General features: G+C 42.5%; 15 protein-coding genes, 1 tRNA gene and 2 rRNA genes. 3 read left to right on the top strand and 15 right to left on the bottom strand.

The window, feature by feature from the left end:
* Nucleotides 1–5: 5 nt before the first annotated feature.
* A complete protein-coding gene (locus ACYVLS_RS00810) occupies nucleotides 6–1280 on the bottom strand; it encodes a cytochrome P450 (RefSeq protein ID WP_460320126.1) in 1275 nt (424 codons plus the stop codon).
* A gap of 75 nt (nucleotides 1281–1355) precedes the next feature.
* Nucleotides 1356–1925 carry a GNAT family N-acetyltransferase gene (locus tag ACYVLS_RS00805; protein WP_460320124.1) on the bottom strand — a complete coding sequence of 190 codons (570 nt, stop codon included), beginning with the start codon at nucleotides 1923–1925 and terminating at the stop codon, nucleotides 1356–1358.
* Between the two features lie 85 nt (nucleotides 1926–2010).
* Here ACYVLS_RS00805 and ACYVLS_RS00800 point away from each other — a divergent pair, with 85 nt between their 5' ends.
* Entirely contained in the window at nucleotides 2011–2775 is a 765-nt protein-coding gene (locus tag ACYVLS_RS00800; protein ID WP_460320121.1) for a hypothetical protein, read from the top strand.
* Nucleotides 2776–2878: 103 nt separating this feature from the next.
* Here ACYVLS_RS00800 and ACYVLS_RS00795 read toward each other — a convergent pair whose 3' ends face one another.
* The 6 genes from ACYVLS_RS00795 to ACYVLS_RS00770 form a co-directional block, all read right to left on the bottom strand.
* The gene (locus ACYVLS_RS00795; protein WP_460320119.1) at nucleotides 2879–3358 is read right to left on the bottom strand and encodes a hypothetical protein; all 480 of its coding nucleotides are present in this window, start codon (nucleotides 3356–3358) and stop codon (nucleotides 2879–2881) included.
* Between the two features lie 600 nt (nucleotides 3359–3958).
* Nucleotides 3959–5242, bottom strand: coding sequence for an ABC transporter permease (locus ACYVLS_RS00790; protein ID WP_460320117.1), 1284 nt, complete (start codon nucleotides 5240–5242; stop codon nucleotides 3959–3961).
* A complete protein-coding gene (locus tag ACYVLS_RS00785; protein ID WP_460320115.1) occupies nucleotides 5235–6134 on the bottom strand; it encodes an ABC transporter ATP-binding protein in 900 nt (299 codons plus the stop codon). The genes ACYVLS_RS00790 and ACYVLS_RS00785 overlap by 8 nt, the downstream gene beginning before the upstream one ends.
* 176 nt (nucleotides 6135–6310) lie before the next feature.
* On the bottom strand, nucleotides 6311–6715 hold the full coding sequence (locus ACYVLS_RS00780; RefSeq protein ID WP_460320113.1) for a secondary thiamine-phosphate synthase enzyme YjbQ: 405 nt from the start codon (nucleotides 6713–6715) through the stop codon (nucleotides 6311–6313).
* A gap of 45 nt (nucleotides 6716–6760) precedes the next feature.
* Complete coding sequence (locus ACYVLS_RS00775; protein ID WP_460320111.1) at nucleotides 6761–7792, bottom strand: branched-chain amino acid aminotransferase; 1032 nt, start codon at nucleotides 7790–7792, stop codon at nucleotides 6761–6763.
* Between the two features lie 57 nt (nucleotides 7793–7849).
* The gene (locus ACYVLS_RS00770; protein ID WP_460320108.1) at nucleotides 7850–8863 is read right to left on the bottom strand and encodes a PTS transporter subunit IIC; all 1014 of its coding nucleotides are present in this window, start codon (nucleotides 8861–8863) and stop codon (nucleotides 7850–7852) included.
* Nucleotides 8864–9383: 520 nt separating this feature from the next.
* Between ACYVLS_RS00770 and proC the strand changes: the two genes are divergently transcribed.
* On the top strand, nucleotides 9384–10178 hold the full coding sequence (gene proC, locus ACYVLS_RS00765) for a pyrroline-5-carboxylate reductase (protein WP_460320106.1): 795 nt from the start codon (nucleotides 9384–9386) through the stop codon (nucleotides 10176–10178).
* A 124-nt stretch (nucleotides 10179–10302) separates the two neighbouring features.
* Here the strand turns inward: proC and tadA are convergent, their stop codons facing one another.
* Nucleotides 10303–10803 (bottom strand): tRNA adenosine(34) deaminase TadA, encoded by a 501-nt coding sequence (tadA, locus tag ACYVLS_RS00760; RefSeq protein ID WP_460320104.1) that lies wholly within the window; start codon nucleotides 10801–10803, stop codon nucleotides 10303–10305.
* Nucleotides 10804–10903: 100 nt separating this feature from the next.
* On the opposite strand from tadA, the gene ACYVLS_RS00755 reads away from it, so the two are divergent.
* Complete coding sequence (locus ACYVLS_RS00755) at nucleotides 10904–11767, top strand: helix-turn-helix domain-containing protein (protein WP_460320102.1); 864 nt, start codon at nucleotides 10904–10906, stop codon at nucleotides 11765–11767.
* Nucleotides 11768–11803: 36 nt separating this feature from the next.
* Here the strand turns inward: ACYVLS_RS00755 and ACYVLS_RS00750 are convergent, their stop codons facing one another.
* The 6 genes from ACYVLS_RS00750 to ACYVLS_RS00725 all read right to left on the bottom strand — a co-directional run.
* Nucleotides 11804–12160 carry a hypothetical protein gene (locus ACYVLS_RS00750; RefSeq protein WP_460320100.1) on the bottom strand — a complete coding sequence of 119 codons (357 nt, stop codon included), beginning with the start codon at nucleotides 12158–12160 and terminating at the stop codon, nucleotides 11804–11806.
* Between the two features lie 122 nt (nucleotides 12161–12282).
* Nucleotides 12283–14775, bottom strand: coding sequence for an ATP-dependent Clp protease ATP-binding subunit (locus ACYVLS_RS00745; RefSeq protein WP_460320097.1), 2493 nt, complete (start codon nucleotides 14773–14775; stop codon nucleotides 12283–12285).
* The gene (locus tag ACYVLS_RS00740; protein ID WP_460320094.1) at nucleotides 14772–15263 is read right to left on the bottom strand and encodes a CtsR family transcriptional regulator; all 492 of its coding nucleotides are present in this window, start codon (nucleotides 15261–15263) and stop codon (nucleotides 14772–14774) included. Before ACYVLS_RS00740 ends, ACYVLS_RS00745 begins: the two co-directional genes overlap by 4 nt.
* Nucleotides 15264–15549: 286 nt before the next feature.
* Nucleotides 15550–15623 (bottom strand) — tRNA-Arg (locus ACYVLS_RS00735).
* Between the two features lie 49 nt (nucleotides 15624–15672).
* A 5S ribosomal RNA gene (gene rrf / locus ACYVLS_RS00730) occupies nucleotides 15673–15788 on the bottom strand.
* 101 nt (nucleotides 15789–15889) lie between these two features.
* Nucleotides 15890–15995 (bottom strand): 23S ribosomal RNA (locus tag ACYVLS_RS00725); the annotation flags it as partial.

The following is a 15995-nucleotide window of genomic DNA, read 5'->3' as shown; positions in this document are numbered from 1 at the left end:
ACAATTCAGTCTTTTAAATCGATGTTTTCCAGAATCATGCCGCTCTTAGGAACAGTCGGTACATCGACCATACTGTAGCCGATATCCTGATCCGGCACGGTATACGTTATTTTGTTAGTTAAAAAGTCAGTCAGGATTTCCATTGCCCGCACCGTGTTCCATTCTCCCGGACAACGGTGGCCTGTATCGTAGTCGCCCCCGCCTTGTGCGACCAGTTTCATCTGTAATTGGTCAGTTGGACTCGTGTGCCAGTCGCTGAACCGCTCAGGACTGAACTCTTCTGGCTTTTCCCAGATGCGCGGATCATGATTGGTCCCGTAAAAATCGAGAATGACAAGCGTATCTTCTTCAAATGCGTAACCGTCCCAGACGAAATCTTTTCGCGTGATTGCGCCGTTGAATGGGAAGAATGGATAATACCGTCTGATTTCCTGAATGAACATATGCAGATAGTAAGGATTGTCCCCGTTCAGCTTCTCTTTTTCTTCAGGAAACTGGTGAAGACTCAAAGCAGTAAAGGCAAAGTAGATGGCAATCGCAACAGAAGGTCGAAGTACATTCAGCAATTCAACGGCAGCTGTTTTAAGATCAAGCAGGTTACCATCCAGCTCTCTGTGCCAGGCTACTCTGTATAAAGCCGTTTCTTCTTTAGGCTCCAAAGTTCCTTCTCTCACTTGTTCAATCAAGTCGCTGCACCAGGATTCTGCCTGCTTTCGACCGATGCGTCCTTCTATATGACGCGTGCTGGCTGCCATAGGCGATTCAAACATGCTGACTAGCTGTTTCGTCCGCTTATCCACATCTTTTTCCGGCAACGGAACACCTGCCCATTCACACACAGCTGCAGTCAGAACTTTCTGACTTTCTTCATAAAAAACGATGGAGTCTTTCTCGAGCCACTTCATTGTCGCTTTGAGCAAATGCTTTTCAACAAGCTTCGCCCAAATTTCAATGCGTTCTTTGGACATCATATCCATGAACAGTTTTTTTCGGTGGCGATGCGCCTCATCATCCAGGCCCTGAATACCACCTTTTCCGAGCAATGTTGCTTTGGCTGGTTCAGGTGCAGCGCCTTCCCGTTTGAACTTGCTTTCATCATAAAACAGTTTGGCCGCTTCTTCTCCACCAATTACAATCGTCTTTTGCCCCAATAATTTTGTTTCAAAGGCATCTGACTTATAGATCTGGTGACGGTTCGGTGCATACATATAGCCTTCTCGTAAAACCTTTAAGCCGTTTTCCAGACCTTCTTCTTTCGGAAACGCTCGTGTAACTTCCATTTGTCTCCTCCTTAGTAGTCGTTGTTACTACCAGTATAAAAAGTAGGCATCAGGTAGTGCAAGCGATACCCCCTATTAGTGAGACCTTTGCTGTACATCGTACTCCGATTTCAAAATGGAATAGTAGACGTCATTAAACCATTCCCCCTGTTTCCATTTAGCGACATGCCGAAGCGTGCCTTCTTTTGTCATACCCAAACGCTCCATCACTTTTCCGGACACAGCGTTGCGTTCATCGTGAAGCGCAGCAATGCATTCCAGTCCCAGTGTCTCAAAACCCAAAGCAAGCAGGCGTTTTCCCGCTTCAGTCATATAGCCTTTGCCGTGATAGGCTTTGTTCAACGTGTAGCCCATTATGGTTCGTTTATCTCGTCCTTTCACCCTTAAGTCGATGGTCCCAATCATTTTACCGGTCTCTTTCAGTTCAATGCCGTACTTCCCGAACGGGTCACTTACAAAATAATTGACGATGGCTTTTTCTGTTTCTTCTAAAGATTCGTGTCTGTCAAAGACATAGTACGTGGTCTCCTCATCACTGGCGTACTCAAACATGTCTTCCGCATCCTTCAAAGTAACCGGTCTAAGTATCAGTCGCTCTGTTTCCAGCCTGTTGTATTTCGCCAATAGCACCTTAATATCTTCCATTAAATCATCGACTCCTTGTGTCTAGTTTTATTTTCAGAAATTTTCATGAAAACCGATTGACACCCCCCACTATGAGGACTATAATATGTTCGCTCACAGCGTTTCATACTTATTGAAAGAAGGAATTATCGTGCCATTTACCAGTCTATTTGTTGCTTTAGGTTTTTCATTTATTCACTTGTCATCAAGACATTTTAAACTTCGCCTCTTTTCTGTCAATCAGTTTACTTCATTTGTAGGCGGCATTTCGCTAGCTTATGTATTCTTTCATTTGCTGCCGACCGTCCAAGCCTATGAACACGAAGTAATGGAGACATTCCATTTGTCATCCCAGAATGCGTCCCATATAATATTTGGTTCCATGCTCTTGGGTATTGTGGTGTTTTATTTTCTTGAACTCGGTCTGAAATCGTCCAGAATCAAACTAATTAAAAAGAACGCTCACACCTCGGGAATTTTCTGGGCACATATCGGATCTTATTTTCTGTATAATTTTATTGTTGGACTCTTACTCTCCCATCATTTGTTTGAATCATCCATTACAGCCCTGCTTTATCTCGTGGCCATTGGTATTCACTTCCTGACAAATGACTGGGTGCTACGCCATCACTTTGAATCACTTTATGACCGCTACGGCCTTAACTTGCTGGTTATCTCAGTGCTTTTGGGCTGGGGAATCGGATTGATTTTGACCATTCCTCATACCTATATTGGTCTGCTGGAAGCTTTTGTTGCAGGTGGCTTGGTACTGAATGCCTTGAAAGATGAGCTCCCTGCCTGCAGAGGGAATGGACTGACTTCATTCATGACCGGTCTTGTCCTCTACTCCGGTCTGTTAATTTTACTATAAGTTCAACAAAAAAAGTACTGGTACACAGCCGTAATGGCAGTCGCTGCGTTCTCTTAAAACCTGAACGGTAGACTGTCATCAGTTAGTGAGCCAGTACTGCTTTTTATTTTACGGCAAAACGCTTCTTATCAGAAGCTATAAGACGTGTTACCTCCCATTTCCATTTCAGAAGTGGGTTTTTTTTGATTTTAATTGAGAGATTAATATAGCTGTACCAGAACAAGTGGTAATAAATAAAAGAGACGGCTAGTCTGATGCTGTTAGTAAAAATATAATTCGTAGCAGTCCAATCATTCAGCAGGTACAAGAAAAGAGGTGTCACTAAGTACACTACAGTGAGAGTCATCAAAAGGAGATACATAGTATCTATAAGTAATTCCTTTAGCGAATAATTGAATTTGATATCCAGAAGTCCAAATATCACAAGTTCTATCACTATCAAGCCGGTATACATGGTCATGATGGCAGCATAATTCACTTCACTGAACATTAGAAAAATAGTGATCAGAAAAGCCGGCCAATGCATAATCATTTTGTGACGTTTGCGTTTATCCTCTTCCGTTAATTCACTATATTTTAACAATTCTCTCACCTCATTCTCATTATACACTAATATAAAAAGGGTTACTATCAATTTGTTTGTTTACTGCCTTAATAATATTACGAATATTAACCTCTTAATGATTAATGGGGCAATTATGGATTAATATTGTAAAGCTTGTCCAAATTTAAGCCATTTCTCGAGATTTCTCAGAGCACATGGGGATTAATCGGGTAACTCAATGTGTATTAATTGGACGACATAGTGGTATCTTCCGTTATTCGACTAACTCAGCAGCCATACATCAAATGACTTATTTGTATCTTCCATTATTCTACTAACTCAAATCATTTTAACCTGCTGACTTGATGCTATCTTCCATTATTCTACTAACTCATCTATCTTTACACCACTGACTTGATGCTATCTTCCATTATTCTACTAACTCATTGCAGTGTCCCCATGTGAGTTCCCTAATATGGTAGGCAATAGAAAGACTTTTCAACCTACTTATATAAAGCAAACCAAACCTCTTTAAAATTAGGAACATTCTGGCCGGGCCAGAATTGTCCCCATTTCATTCATGCATTGACATACACTGTAAAACCCCACTGCAACCAATCTGCAGTGGGGTTTCCTGACTTAATTTTTAGATTGCATAGCTTTAGCTTTCTTATTACTCTGCATGATATTCCAGGACCGTTTCATTGTACCGATAATATTCGTATCCGAATAAACAAGAACATTTGAACGGTAGAACGCGAGAGAGACCACAGCTATCAAGAGAGTGAAAGCTGCTGTTCCCACTATCGACAACCAAATTCCTCCTGTGCCCACGGTTCCAGCAGCAATTCTGAACGGCATAACAAATGGCGTGAATAACGGGAAGTAGGAAAAGAATACAGAAACAGTATTTTCTGGCGAATTAAAGGCAAACATACCGATATAAAAGCCTGCGAGGGCAACGAAGACAATCGGTGTTACAGCCTTGTTTACATCTTCCATTTTAGTGGCCAGTGAACCAAAGAAAGCAGCTAGAATAACATACATTAGCACCCCTCCAATAAAGAAGATGAGAGTGTAGCCTAGCAGTTCCTGAAGCATGGCGACTATATCAAGGCCCCCAATCAACCCCTGTACGAACTCGGTATCCCTAAAGTAAAAATAAGCACTAACTGCTGCAACAACGTAAATCGCTATTTGAGTCAGCATCACCATACTGACGCCAACCAGTTTTCCAAAAAAGTGCTGGGTGGCACTGGCGCTGGACAAAATAATTTCCATAATACGGGTGCCTTTTTCATTGGCCACTTCTTCTGCAATAATTCCGGAATAGGTGACAATAAATGCCATGATGGCAATACTGACGGCGTAAGCACTCCAGACCTGCACCATGCGGTCTAGCTGGTCTTCTTCAGTCAAAGATCCTTCTGTAACAGACACCACCTGCTCGTCTATAGCAACTGGAGCATACAGAGAGGTAACTTCTTCAGGAGACAGACCGAGCTGTTCGGCTCTGAGCATCGCCTGATGGGTCGTCAATGCTTCTGAGATTAAAGGCATAATCTGAGACATTCCATCTGTATGAATAACGCTTGCTTCTATTGAAGCCCCGTCGGATTCAGCTACAATATACCCTTCGATTTCATCATTTATAAGAGCAGTATCTGCAGCGTCTTCAGTCGTAATACTCTCATCCACTTCAATATTCCAATCGTTTTCGGTTAATACCAGCTGAAGACTTTCATCTTCAGTCAGGACAGCTATTGGTACAGCTTCAGCATTGGCTGCTTCCTGCGAAAAATAATACCCTAAGCCAGCTAAAAAGCCGATAATAATAAGAGGAATCAATACCATAGCTAAGAAACCGAATGACTTGATGTTTTTCTTAAACACTTCTTTAGTGATAATCCAGAATTTATTCATTTGTTACACCTGCCGTTCTTTTGAATATCTCTTCCAGTGTCGGCGGCTGCTGACTGAAGGTCGGGATGTAGCCGTTTTTAGTCGCTTCTGCAAAAATAACGCGTCCCACTTCTGGATCGGATAGATAAACAATATCCAGTCCATCACGACTCTGTTCCACTTTTTTTACACCCTCGATTGCCATCAGTGCTTCTGGAGATAAATCGGACTCTAAAAACAATTTTGTTCGGCCAAACTGCTGTCTGACTTCCTTTAGCGAACCGTTTAACACCTGTCTGCCGTCTTTGAGCATAATCAGACTGTTACACAGTTCTTCCACATTGTTCATATTATGACTGGAAAAAATGATGGCTGCACCGTTGGCCTGAGCTTCTCTAATGCCATCTTCGAGCAGTTCGGCATTGACCGGATCGAGACCACTGAAGGGTTCATCCAGAATAATGAGTTCAGGCTGATGGATGAGAGTACAAATTAACTGAACTTTCTGCTGATTCCCTTTTGATAAAGTCTTTACCTTATCTGTTTTCTGCCCTTTTACATCAAACTTTTCCAGCCAGTCGTCAATTAAGGGCTTGATATCCTGCTTCTTTCTTCCTCTCAACTGAGCAAAATACAGAATCTGATCCTCAATGGATACTTTGGGGTAAAGGCCTCGTTCTTCCGGCAAGTACCCGATTGTATTGAATACTTTCTTGGAGATGCGCTGTCCATTCCAAAGCACCTCTCCTTTATCAGCCGTCAGCAAGTCTAAAATGATTCGGAATGTGGTCGTCTTTCCTGCTCCATTCTGACCAATCAGCCCCATGATTTCCCCTGGCTTAATGGTAAAGCTAATATCTTCGACTGCTTTTAAACTACCGAAAGATTTATGTAGTGCGTTTACTTCAAGCATAAGTCACCTCTTCTTTGATTTTATTTTCCGTAACTGTTTACTGTTTATATTATACATTATTAGGAATACATCTACATCGGTCTCTAGAACCATATACGAAAAAAAGCCTATCAGAGACGGTACAAACAGCACATTCTCTCAGCTGCTTACAGTCTTTCTGATAAGCTTTTATGTCATTATCCTTCTATAATCTTTACAAAAACTTTCCGTGTACGCGGACCGTCAAATTCGGTGAAGTAGATACTCTGCCAGGTTCCCAGTACTAGTTTACCGTCCTGAATCAGAATAGTCTCGCTTGCCCCGACAAGAGACGATTTCATATGACCGTCAGAATTCCCTTCTGCATGGACAAAATAGTCATGGTTAGGGAAGGTATCATCGAGTGCTTTTTTCAAGTCTTTTTTTACATCCGGATCTGCATTTTCATTAATGGTGACACCAGCTGTTGTATGAGGGATGAAGACCACCATTATCCCTTCTCTGACGCCACTTTCTTTAAGAATATCATTCAAATATGTGTCCAGTAAGATAAATGCCTGTTTGCTGTCAGTTTCCACTTTAAATTCTTTCAGCATGCTCATGGTTTTCTCTCCTTTTCAGTATATGTGAATGCTTCATATTATCGTTTATACTTTTTCTATCCATCCCTCAGGTGCTTCAATGTCTCCAAACTGAATCCCTGTCAGTTCATTGTATAGCCGTTGCGTCACAGGTCCAACTTCCGTTTCCGAATAAAACACATGGAAGTCTTCTCCCTCCTGCAAGCCACCGATGGGTGCGATAACAGCAGCGGTTCCGCAAGCGCCAGCTTCCTTGAATCGGTCCAGTTCATCAATTCTAATGTCACCTTCACTTGCTTTTAGATTCAAGTGATGTTCAGCCAGCCACAATAAGGAGTATTTGGTGATACTCGGTAAAATGGATGGTGACTGAGGTGTGACGAATTCATTGTCATGTGTGATTCCAAAGAAGTTTGCTGCTCCAACTTCTTCTATTTTAGTATGCGTGGCTGGGTCAAGATATACCGCATCGCTGAAACTGCGTGATTTCGCATCTATCCCAGGAAGCAGACTCGCCGCGTAATTGCCGCCGACTTTTGCAGCTCCGGTTCCTCTCGGTGCTGCACGGTCATAATCGCTGACAATGAAATTAGCAGGTTTTAAGCCGCCTTTGAAGTAAGATCCCACAGGCATTGCAAATACGGAAAAAATATACTCATCCGCAGCTTTTACCCCTATATTATCGCCTACACCAATCATGTAAGGACGAATATAGAGAGATGCACCTGTTCCATACGGCGGTACCCATTCTTCGTTGGCACGTACGACTTTCTTAACGGCTTCTACAAAGGCTTCTTCCGGAAAAGCCGGCATCAACAGGCGTTCGCAGCTTTTATGCATGCGTCGGGCATTCTCATATGGACGGAACAGGTTAATCGAACCGTCAGATGTACGGTAGGCTTTCATCCCTTCAAAACATTGCTGTCCATAATGAAGGGCAGTTGAGCCTTCAGAAATATGTAGCTGATTGTCTGTCGTCAACTCACCTTCATCCCATTGACCATTTTTATAGTGCGAGATAAAGCGGTAATCCGTTTTACTATAACTGAATCCTAAATTTTCCCAATCGATGTTCGCTGTCTTACTGTTTTCAATCATCTATCTTTTTCCCCTATCTATTATTAAACTTTCAGCAGCTTTAATCCCCATTTTAAATCAGCTTACTGTGACCGCCATGTCTCCCGTTTTTATCACTTTGGAAGCATACAGCAGCTTATTTACAGTGTACGTTATTATTATAGGGAGAATTGCCCCACAGAACAAGTATACACTAAGTCCTCTCAAGCCTAAATTATTTATTACCCAAAGTGGAGCAACAGCGGCAGCAAATCCAACGCCTCCCATTTCTGGTATCGTTTCAAAACCGAATACCATCGTAGCTATGGGCGCAGATACCAATGAAGCGATGGTCGGACCAACTAAAATCATGGGGTTATTGATAATGTTCGGCAGCTGCACTTTGGGTGTGCACAAGCCCTGGGCAACGTAACCACCCAGGTCGTTTTCCTTGTAGGATAGAATCGAGAACGAGAAATACTGAGCTGTTGTTCCAATCAGCATCGCTCCATTTACCATAGGACTCATAGCCAAGGCAATTGATAATGCAGCAGATGATAGAGGCGACATTAAAAACAACCCAAACAGTGCTGCCATAACTGACGAACCAATTATCGGGCTACCTGCTACAGCTGCAGATATCAGTTCGCTGACGGTTAAAAGGATTGGGGTGATGACCTGAGCTAATCCTGCACCGGCTAATCCTCCAGCCAGCAAGGATAATGTCGGGATAGCCATCATGTCAAGCGGAGAAGTATTGGTCACTTTCTTCCCCACCCACGTGGCGATAGTCCCTGCTATCAATGCACCAATTGGATCCCCTCCCACGAGAGTGAAGCCGGCCTCTGTCAACTCAACCGCTCCTCCACCAATTGTCGAGGACGCCATGGCTGCGAATAAGGTCAGCGTATTGGCTTTTAAATTATAAGCAATACCAGCACCAAGAGCCGGAGCGAGTAAAACACGTGTGATTCCTCCTATTGTCACCAATATGGATAAGCCGAGCATATCTCCGATAGTGCCGAATAAAAAGCCGATACCTATCGTAACAAAAATAGCATTTGCTACCCCCGATGATACTTTAAGTAAATTATCTTTTACATACTCTTTCATATTAAACTCTCCTCTTTTTTCTGATTGATCTACATATTCAGGTGTATTCTCTCGTCTAACTGAGCATCTTCACTAATGAATCAGTTAATCCATAATAAAAAGCCAGCCTACTCATTAACAAGTAGGCTGGCTGCTGTATGCATTACCTGAGCCCACTTTCCAAAGTTGCAGAAATAGGACTCCATCTTTACAGATTAGAATCCTGGCTAGATAATAATAATAAATAAATCAGTGAGTGCTGCAGACGCAGATGCATACACATCCAAATAAGAACCTATACATGATGACTGTCTTAATCTATTTCTCATTTGTCTGCCTCCTCAAATATGTAGTATGAGAGTAATACTAGCAAGCCTTGAGCATTAAGTCAACGTATTTTATTAAAACTTTCTAATGATTATTCTAATCTGAATTGCAATCGCTTTAGAAGAGAGTGACTCCTTTTATTATTAATCAACCTGTCCTCTGTTTCTAATATGTTACAATATAATAATAATCAGTGATAAAGGAGTGACGACTAATGAACGTTGGATTTATTGGGTTTGGTCACATGGCTCAGGCAATTGCCAAGGGGCTGTTGACTAACGATATTATTTCAAAAGATGAGCTGATATTCTCAACTCATCGTAAGGAAAGCCGCAAAACTATTGAAAAAGCGTGGAAAGTAAAAGGCGCAGATGCCAATCAGAAGGTGGTTGATCATTCGGATGTCATCATTCTGGCAGTTAAACCCTACCAGATTGACAATGTTCTCGGTCAGCTGACTATACCTGAGAACAAACTGGTTCTGTCAGTAGCAGCCGGCTACCCTACCGACCGGTTGACTAAATTTTTATCAGAAAAGCAAATCCTGCGTGTCATGCCTAATTTAAATGCCCAAGTTGGTTCTTCCATGACAGCCATTTGCGAAAACGCTGCGGTCTCGAAAAAAGACAAAGACACAGCCGATCGCCTATTTAAAGCAGTCGGAGAAACCGTATTTTTGCCTGAAGATCAGCTTAGTTTATTTATTGGACTCGCTGGAAGTTCTCCCGCACTGGTATTTATGTTTATCGATACCCTTGCAAGAAGCGCTGTAAAATATGGCATGCCTAAAGACAAGGCTGTAAAAATAGCTTCGCAGGCTGTTTTGGGAAGTGGGAAGACAGCACTGCATTCGGATTCCTCTCCGTGGGATCTAATCGACCAAGTGTCATCCCCAGGCGGTATAACTGTGGAAGCCGTTCTGTCACTGCTTCAGAGTGACTTCTCCAATGCAATAGTCACATCATTTGATAAAATGATTGAAAAAGACAAGGACATGTCTGCTAAGTAAGGATCAGGATTTTTATTTCTAAATAGATAGAAAAACGCTACCCCTTTATGGGAGTAGCGTTTTTTACGTTACTGTTCTGCGAGGCCGAATCATTGAAGCTGTAATTTCTAAATTAAACAGCCCCTCAGTCAGCCGATTCCTTCTTTAACTGTTTCTTTTTGACACGCAGCTGCCTGAAAAAATTAGTCAGAAGCAGACGGCATTCTTCTTCCTCAATGCCGCTATGGACTTCGCACTGGTGATTCAGCCGCTCATCTTCTAAGACATTCATCAGCGATTCCACTGCACCACCTTTAGGATCAGCGGGACCGTAATAAACACTCTTCAGCCTCGCCAGTACAATTGCCCCACTGCACATGACACACGGTTCCAGTGTCACAAACATATGGCACTCTTCAAGGCGCCAATTCCCGACAGTTCTGTTTGCTTCCGAAATGGCAAGCATTTCAGCATGAGTCGTTGCCTGCTGACTGGTCTCACGCAAATTGTGCCCCCTGCCGATAATCTCGCCGTCTCTGACAATAACCGCCCCGATAGGCACTTCTTCCAACGCTTCAGCTTTTCTGGCTTCTTTAATTGCTTCGTTCATGTACTTGCTGATTTCCTCTTCCGTAAACTGACTCATGTCTCTTTCGCTCCATACCGATTTTTCTTCATTATACCTTAGTTTCTCTTTCGTTTAAACAATGGTAAAATAAGACTAGTATGTTAAAGGAGGCCCTTGCTTGGATTACGCTAAACTAAAATCACTCTACCCAAACCTGCAACTATCCGATTACCCATTCTTGGATACTGATACATTCCGTATCCCATATAAAAACAAGTGGATTCATATTCCAACAGACTCTTTAAGTGATAAGGAATGGCAGCTGCTGACCCTTTTGAAACAGGAAAGCGAGCCTGCAACGTTCCCCGTCTCACATTCGAAATGGGCCGCTTATCTGGAAGGAAAAAGGGAAGCGCCCCCGAAAACAACCGGAAATATTCGAATGGTCCAGCTGATTCTGGAAAAAATAGACACCCAGTTTGATTACTCCATCTGGACTGACTCCATTGCTCACTTATTTGAACCTGTTCTTGATATATTCTTTGTCACGACTGATACCTGTCTGATTATCCAAGATACATCGGCACCTGAGTTTACCGAGGAAGAAATCACCGGTATTCTTCAGACTCTAGAAGACGATTTCTCGGTTCGTACCCATGCTTATGTGGGCCATTTCTGGACACCGGATAAACAACTGCGTCGTGTTTTAAAAGAAGAACAGACCATTTTTCAGCAGGAAGTGAGTCATCTGACGCATCAGGTCTGCTCCCTTCCCGATGTCGCCCTCCGTTACTTTACTAAAGAAGCGACCGGTAAAAGTACCATTATGAAGGAACTGAAAAGTCTGATTGATGAGTCAAGCGACTGGCGGGAACTCATCCATGCACTCTGGAACAGTCAGGGTAATGTCAGTGTCGCAGCGAAAAATCTCTTTATTCACCGTAACACTCTTCAGTACAGGATGGATCGTTTCCATGACACCACTGGCTTGTCTTTAAAAAACAACCACGAGCTCCTGTTATGTTACCTGCTCATTCTATAAAAAAAGAGGACGCCTTTAAGGGGTCCTCTTTTTTGCTTATTTTCTAGCTTTTTTGTAGGCTTTTTTTGCATCTTTTTTCTTGTCGTGCATAAAGTCTTTTAGATCTGCAGTCATATCTGAAAATTTGTCTTCCAAATCATGAACTTTATCTGCAGTTCCTAGCAGTTTATTGACTTCATCATCTGAAAGCTTATCTACAAGACTCTTGGCACTTTTATTATTGAATTTATCACTTACATAGTACTTCGCTTTCTGTCTGTTAACTGTCGCTTTAGTTTTATTTTTTGCTTCATCAGAAGCAAAAAAGAAGGTTACTATACCTACCAGAAAAGCCACCGCTACACCAATCAGAATACTCTTTTGTGTGCCATCCATTTTTTCATTATGATTCATATGTTTACCACCTTCCACTTATTTTCTAGTTTAACCTTAACAGAAAGTTTAATATGAACCAACTAATATGCCCTCATAAGAGAAAAAGCGTGCGCCACAATATGTGACACACGCCTGTTAGATTAGGATTTAACTGCTTGCTTGGCATCGTTTCTTGATTCTTTCACTTTTAGGGTTATTTCACCTTTAGAAGCACCTAGTGTGACATTATCTCCCAGGCTTATTTCTCCTGCAAGCAAGGCTTCACTTAAGCGGTCTTCCATTTTATTTTGAATCGCACGTTTTAATGGGCGTGCACCGTATTCCGGATCAAAACCTGCTTCTGCAATAACATCCATCGCTGCTGGAGTAATCTTCAGGTGAATACCAATTTCTTCCATACGCGTAATAATATTTTTGGTCAGCAGTTTAACGATTTCTCTCAACTCTTCTTTGTTCAGAGACTTGAAGACTATCGTGTCATCTACCCGGTTCAGAAACTCAGGTCTGAAGGCATTCTTCAATTCTTCCCTGATGCGTTTTTCCATCGCTTCATGGTCAAATCGCTTATCAATCGCACCAAAGCCGACAGATTTTTCGTCTCTTAGAGCCGTCGCACCCAAGTTGGAAGTCATAATCAGTATTGTGTTCTTGAAGTCCACTTTCCGTCCTTTACCGTCAGTCAGCAAGCCATCATCCAGTACCTGAAGCAGGATATTGAATACATCCGGATGAGCTTTCTCCACTTCATCCAGCAGAATCACTGAATAAGGTTTCTGACGAATTTTTTCAGTAAGCTGACCACCCTCATCATACCCAACATAGCCTGGAGGAGAACCTACCAGCCGACTGGTACTGTATTTTTCCATAAATTCTGACATATCAACACGTACAAGAGCTTCTTCACTGCCGAACATTGATTCAGCAAGTGCCTTAGCCAGTTCCGTTTTACCGACACCTGTTGGGCCTAGGAACATGAAAGAACCAATTGGACGGTTCGGATCTTTTAGACCACTGCGCGCCCGCCTGATTGCTTTAGAAACAGCAACCACAGCTTCTTCCTGTCCGACAACCCGTTCATGAAGGACTTTTTCAAGGTTCAGGAGTCGCGTGCTTTCTTTCTGTTCCATCTGATTGACTGGAATACCCGTCCACTGTGAGACTACTTCGGAAATATCGGAAGCCGTCACTTCCAGTTGGGATTCAGTTGACTGGGTTTCTTTCTTAATAAGTTTTTCCAGACGTTTTCGCTGGCGCATTTCTTTTTCGCGTATGAGTGCCGCACGTTCAAAGTCCTGCGACTGAATCGCTTCTTCTTTCTTGCGCACAAGATTCTCTAAATTCTCAGTTGCTTTAGAAAGAGGGGTTGCGGCATCACTTTGATCCATCCGGACTTTTGATGCCGACTCATCCATTAAATCTATCGCTTTGTCCGGTAACTGTCTGGACGTTATATAGCGGGTGGAGAGATGAACCGCTGCTCGGATAGCTTCATCCAGTATTTTAACCCCATGGTGTAATTCATAACGTTCACGCAAGCCAAATAGAATTTCCTCTGCTTCCATTTCTGTAGGCGGGTCGACATGAATAGAGGCAAATCGTCTTTCAAGTGCGGCATCTTTTTCAATATGCTTCTGATACTCATCCAGCGTTGTCGCACCAATTGTCTGCAGTTCTCCTCGCGCCAGAGCTGGTTTAAGAATGTTTGATGCATCAATTGCACCTTCTGCTCCACCGGCACCAATAAGTGTATGCAGTTCGTCAATAAAGAGAATAACTTCTCCATCATGGTATATTTCATCAATAATCTTTTTCATTCGTTCTTCGAACTCACCACGGTATTTTGTACCCGCAACAAGCGAGCCCATGTCCAGGGTCATCAATCGTTTGTTCATAAGAACGGGGGGAACTTCATTGGCCACTATCTTCTGTGCCAAGCCTTCTGCAATAGCTGTCTTACCAACACCCGGATCACCTACAAGAACCGGGTTGTTTTTTGTACGACGGCTTAGAATCTGGATAATTCGTCTAACTTCCTTATTTCTTCCGACGATTGGATCCAGACGGTTGTCTCTAGCCAACTGGGTCAGGTCTCTAGCCAGAGAATCAAGGGTTGGCGTGCCACCCGTGGCGGTACCCTGCGAAGATTTCACAGTGCGTCTGCCATTCAGCTTGGCCTTCTGTGACTTGTCCTGTGACCCTAGTTTTTTCAGAACCAGCTGTCTGGCTTTTGCTAAATTTACATCCAAATTGTTGAGAATTTTGGCCGAGAGAATATCTTCATCTCTTAATAAACCAAGCAGCAGATGCTCCGTACCGACAAGCGGACGTTTCATGCGACGCGCTTCATCCGTTGCATACTTAATAATCTGTCTGGCTCTCGGAGAATACGGTAAAATCGCATTCTTTGGAGTCGACTGATTTGGACCGTAACTGGAGAGGTGCTCGATTTCTTCTTTAATGTCCTCTTCTGATATATTCAATTCTCTAAGAGTTTTACCTGCGATACCTTCGTCTTCAATTATAAGTCCCAGCAATAAATGTTCAGTTCCAACTGATCGATGGCGGAAGGATTTAGCCTCTTCCTGGGCAATTAATAAAGCTTTTTTGGCTTTTTCTGTAAACAGTTCATTCATGAGTTGTCCGCCTTTCGTTTCTTAGGTTCTTCGTATTTTAAATTCGCCAGCATTGACCTGAGCAGATTAGCTCTCAGGCGGTTATCGAGTAATCGATCCCCTGTATATAGCGACTTGTCCATCGCAACCAGCATTAATTTCGCTTCTCTTTTTGATACAATCTCTTCTTCATACAGTTTCTGAACAACTGAATCAGCATCTTTTTCGGAAATACTTTTACCAATGATTTCTATCATAGTATTCAGCATATCCAAGTCATCGAGAACCTGTACTTTGATAATACGAATATACCCACCGCCACCTCGTTTGCTTTCAACCAGATAACCTCTTTGTATCGTAAATCGGGTATTAATAACGTAATTAATCTGAGAAGGGACACAATCAAAAAGTTGAGCTATTTCACTTCTTCTGATTTCGACCTGTTCTTGCTGCTGCAGCACTTTTTTTAAATAGGCTTCTATTATATCTGTCATGTTCTGATTTTCCATATCGGATCACTACTGATGCTTAGACTCGAAGTGTATTGGTTTTCCCTTTAAATTTCAAGTCCATCAGTATCCTCCTCTGCTATAGAATGTCAAGCATCCATAAGTGTTTGACTATTTTTGACTAATCATAATTATACCAATAATTTATTTAAATGAAAAGGGAGATGCAACCGTGGATATACATTCCAATAGAACGGGTAGCGGTTTAATACAAAAAAACATGTGTCCTCATACGTTGATGAGAATCACATGTTTTAATTGTTTATTTAAATCGTCCTATTGCTTACGCGCCCTAAAGGACTTGAACCCTTAACCGCCTGATCCGAAGTCAGGTGCTCTATCCAATTGAGCTAAGGACGCATAGTTTAACCGTGTAGNAAGTTAAAGCTATTATAACAAAAAAAGAGCTGCACGGCAACGTCCTGCTTTCACAAAGGGAGACCCTTCACTATCCTCGGCGCTGGGAAGCTTAACGGCTGTGTTCGGAATGGGAACAGGTGGATCCTTCCCGCCATCGTCACCGCACAGTGACTCTTTTAATTGTTAGATTGGAGAACCTTGTTCTCTCAAAACTAGATAGTTAACCAACACGAAACAACACCAATTATTACCCTTACCCACATTGTGTGGTTAAGTCCTCGACCGATTAGTACTGGTCCGCTCCACATATCACTATGCTTCCACTTCCAGCCTATCTACCTGATCATCTTTCAGGGGTCTTACTCACTTAAA

It is taken from the genome of Alkalibacterium psychrotolerans (assembly GCF_054784355.1).
This window is presented reverse-complemented; position numbering and strand designations above follow the sequence as displayed.

Excerpts from the sequence above, each read along its gene's own strand:
- ACYVLS_RS00810 (WP_460320126.1), bottom strand. The coding sequence starts at position 1,280 with ATGGAAGTTACACGAGCGTTTCCGAAAGAAGAAGGTCTGGAAAACGGC.
- ACYVLS_RS00805 (WP_460320124.1), bottom strand. The coding sequence starts at position 1,925 with ATGGAAGATATTAAGGTGCTATTGGCGAAATACAACAGGCTGGAAACA.
- ACYVLS_RS00800 (WP_460320121.1), top strand. The coding sequence starts at position 2,011 with ATGTTCGCTCACAGCGTTTCATACTTATTGAAAGAAGGAATTATCGTG.
- ACYVLS_RS00790 (WP_460320117.1), bottom strand. The coding sequence starts at position 5,242 with ATGAATAAATTCTGGATTATCACTAAAGAAGTGTTTAAGAAAAACATC.
- ACYVLS_RS00785 (WP_460320115.1), bottom strand. The coding sequence starts at position 6,134 with ATGCTTGAAGTAAACGCACTACATAAATCTTTCGGTAGTTTAAAAGCA.
- ACYVLS_RS00780 (WP_460320113.1), bottom strand. The coding sequence starts at position 6,715 with ATGAGCATGCTGAAAGAATTTAAAGTGGAAACTGACAGCAAACAGGCA.
- ACYVLS_RS00775 (WP_460320111.1), bottom strand. The coding sequence starts at position 7,792 with ATGATTGAAAACAGTAAGACAGCGAACATCGATTGGGAAAATTTAGGA.
- ACYVLS_RS00770 (WP_460320108.1), bottom strand. The coding sequence starts at position 8,863 with ATGAAAGAGTATGTAAAAGATAATTTACTTAAAGTATCATCGGGGGTA.
- proC (WP_460320106.1), top strand. The coding sequence starts at position 9,384 with ATGAACGTTGGATTTATTGGGTTTGGTCACATGGCTCAGGCAATTGCC.
- tadA (WP_460320104.1), bottom strand. The coding sequence starts at position 10,803 with ATGAGTCAGTTTACGGAAGAGGAAATCAGCAAGTACATGAACGAAGCA.
- ACYVLS_RS00750 (WP_460320100.1), bottom strand. The coding sequence starts at position 12,160 with ATGAATCATAATGAAAAAATGGATGGCACACAAAAGAGTATTCTGATT.
- ACYVLS_RS00745 (WP_460320097.1), bottom strand. The coding sequence starts at position 14,775 with ATGAATGAACTGTTTACAGAAAAAGCCAAAAAAGCTTTATTAATTGCC.
- ACYVLS_RS00740 (WP_460320094.1), bottom strand. The coding sequence starts at position 15,263 with ATGGAAAATCAGAACATGACAGATATAATAGAAGCCTATTTAAAAAAA.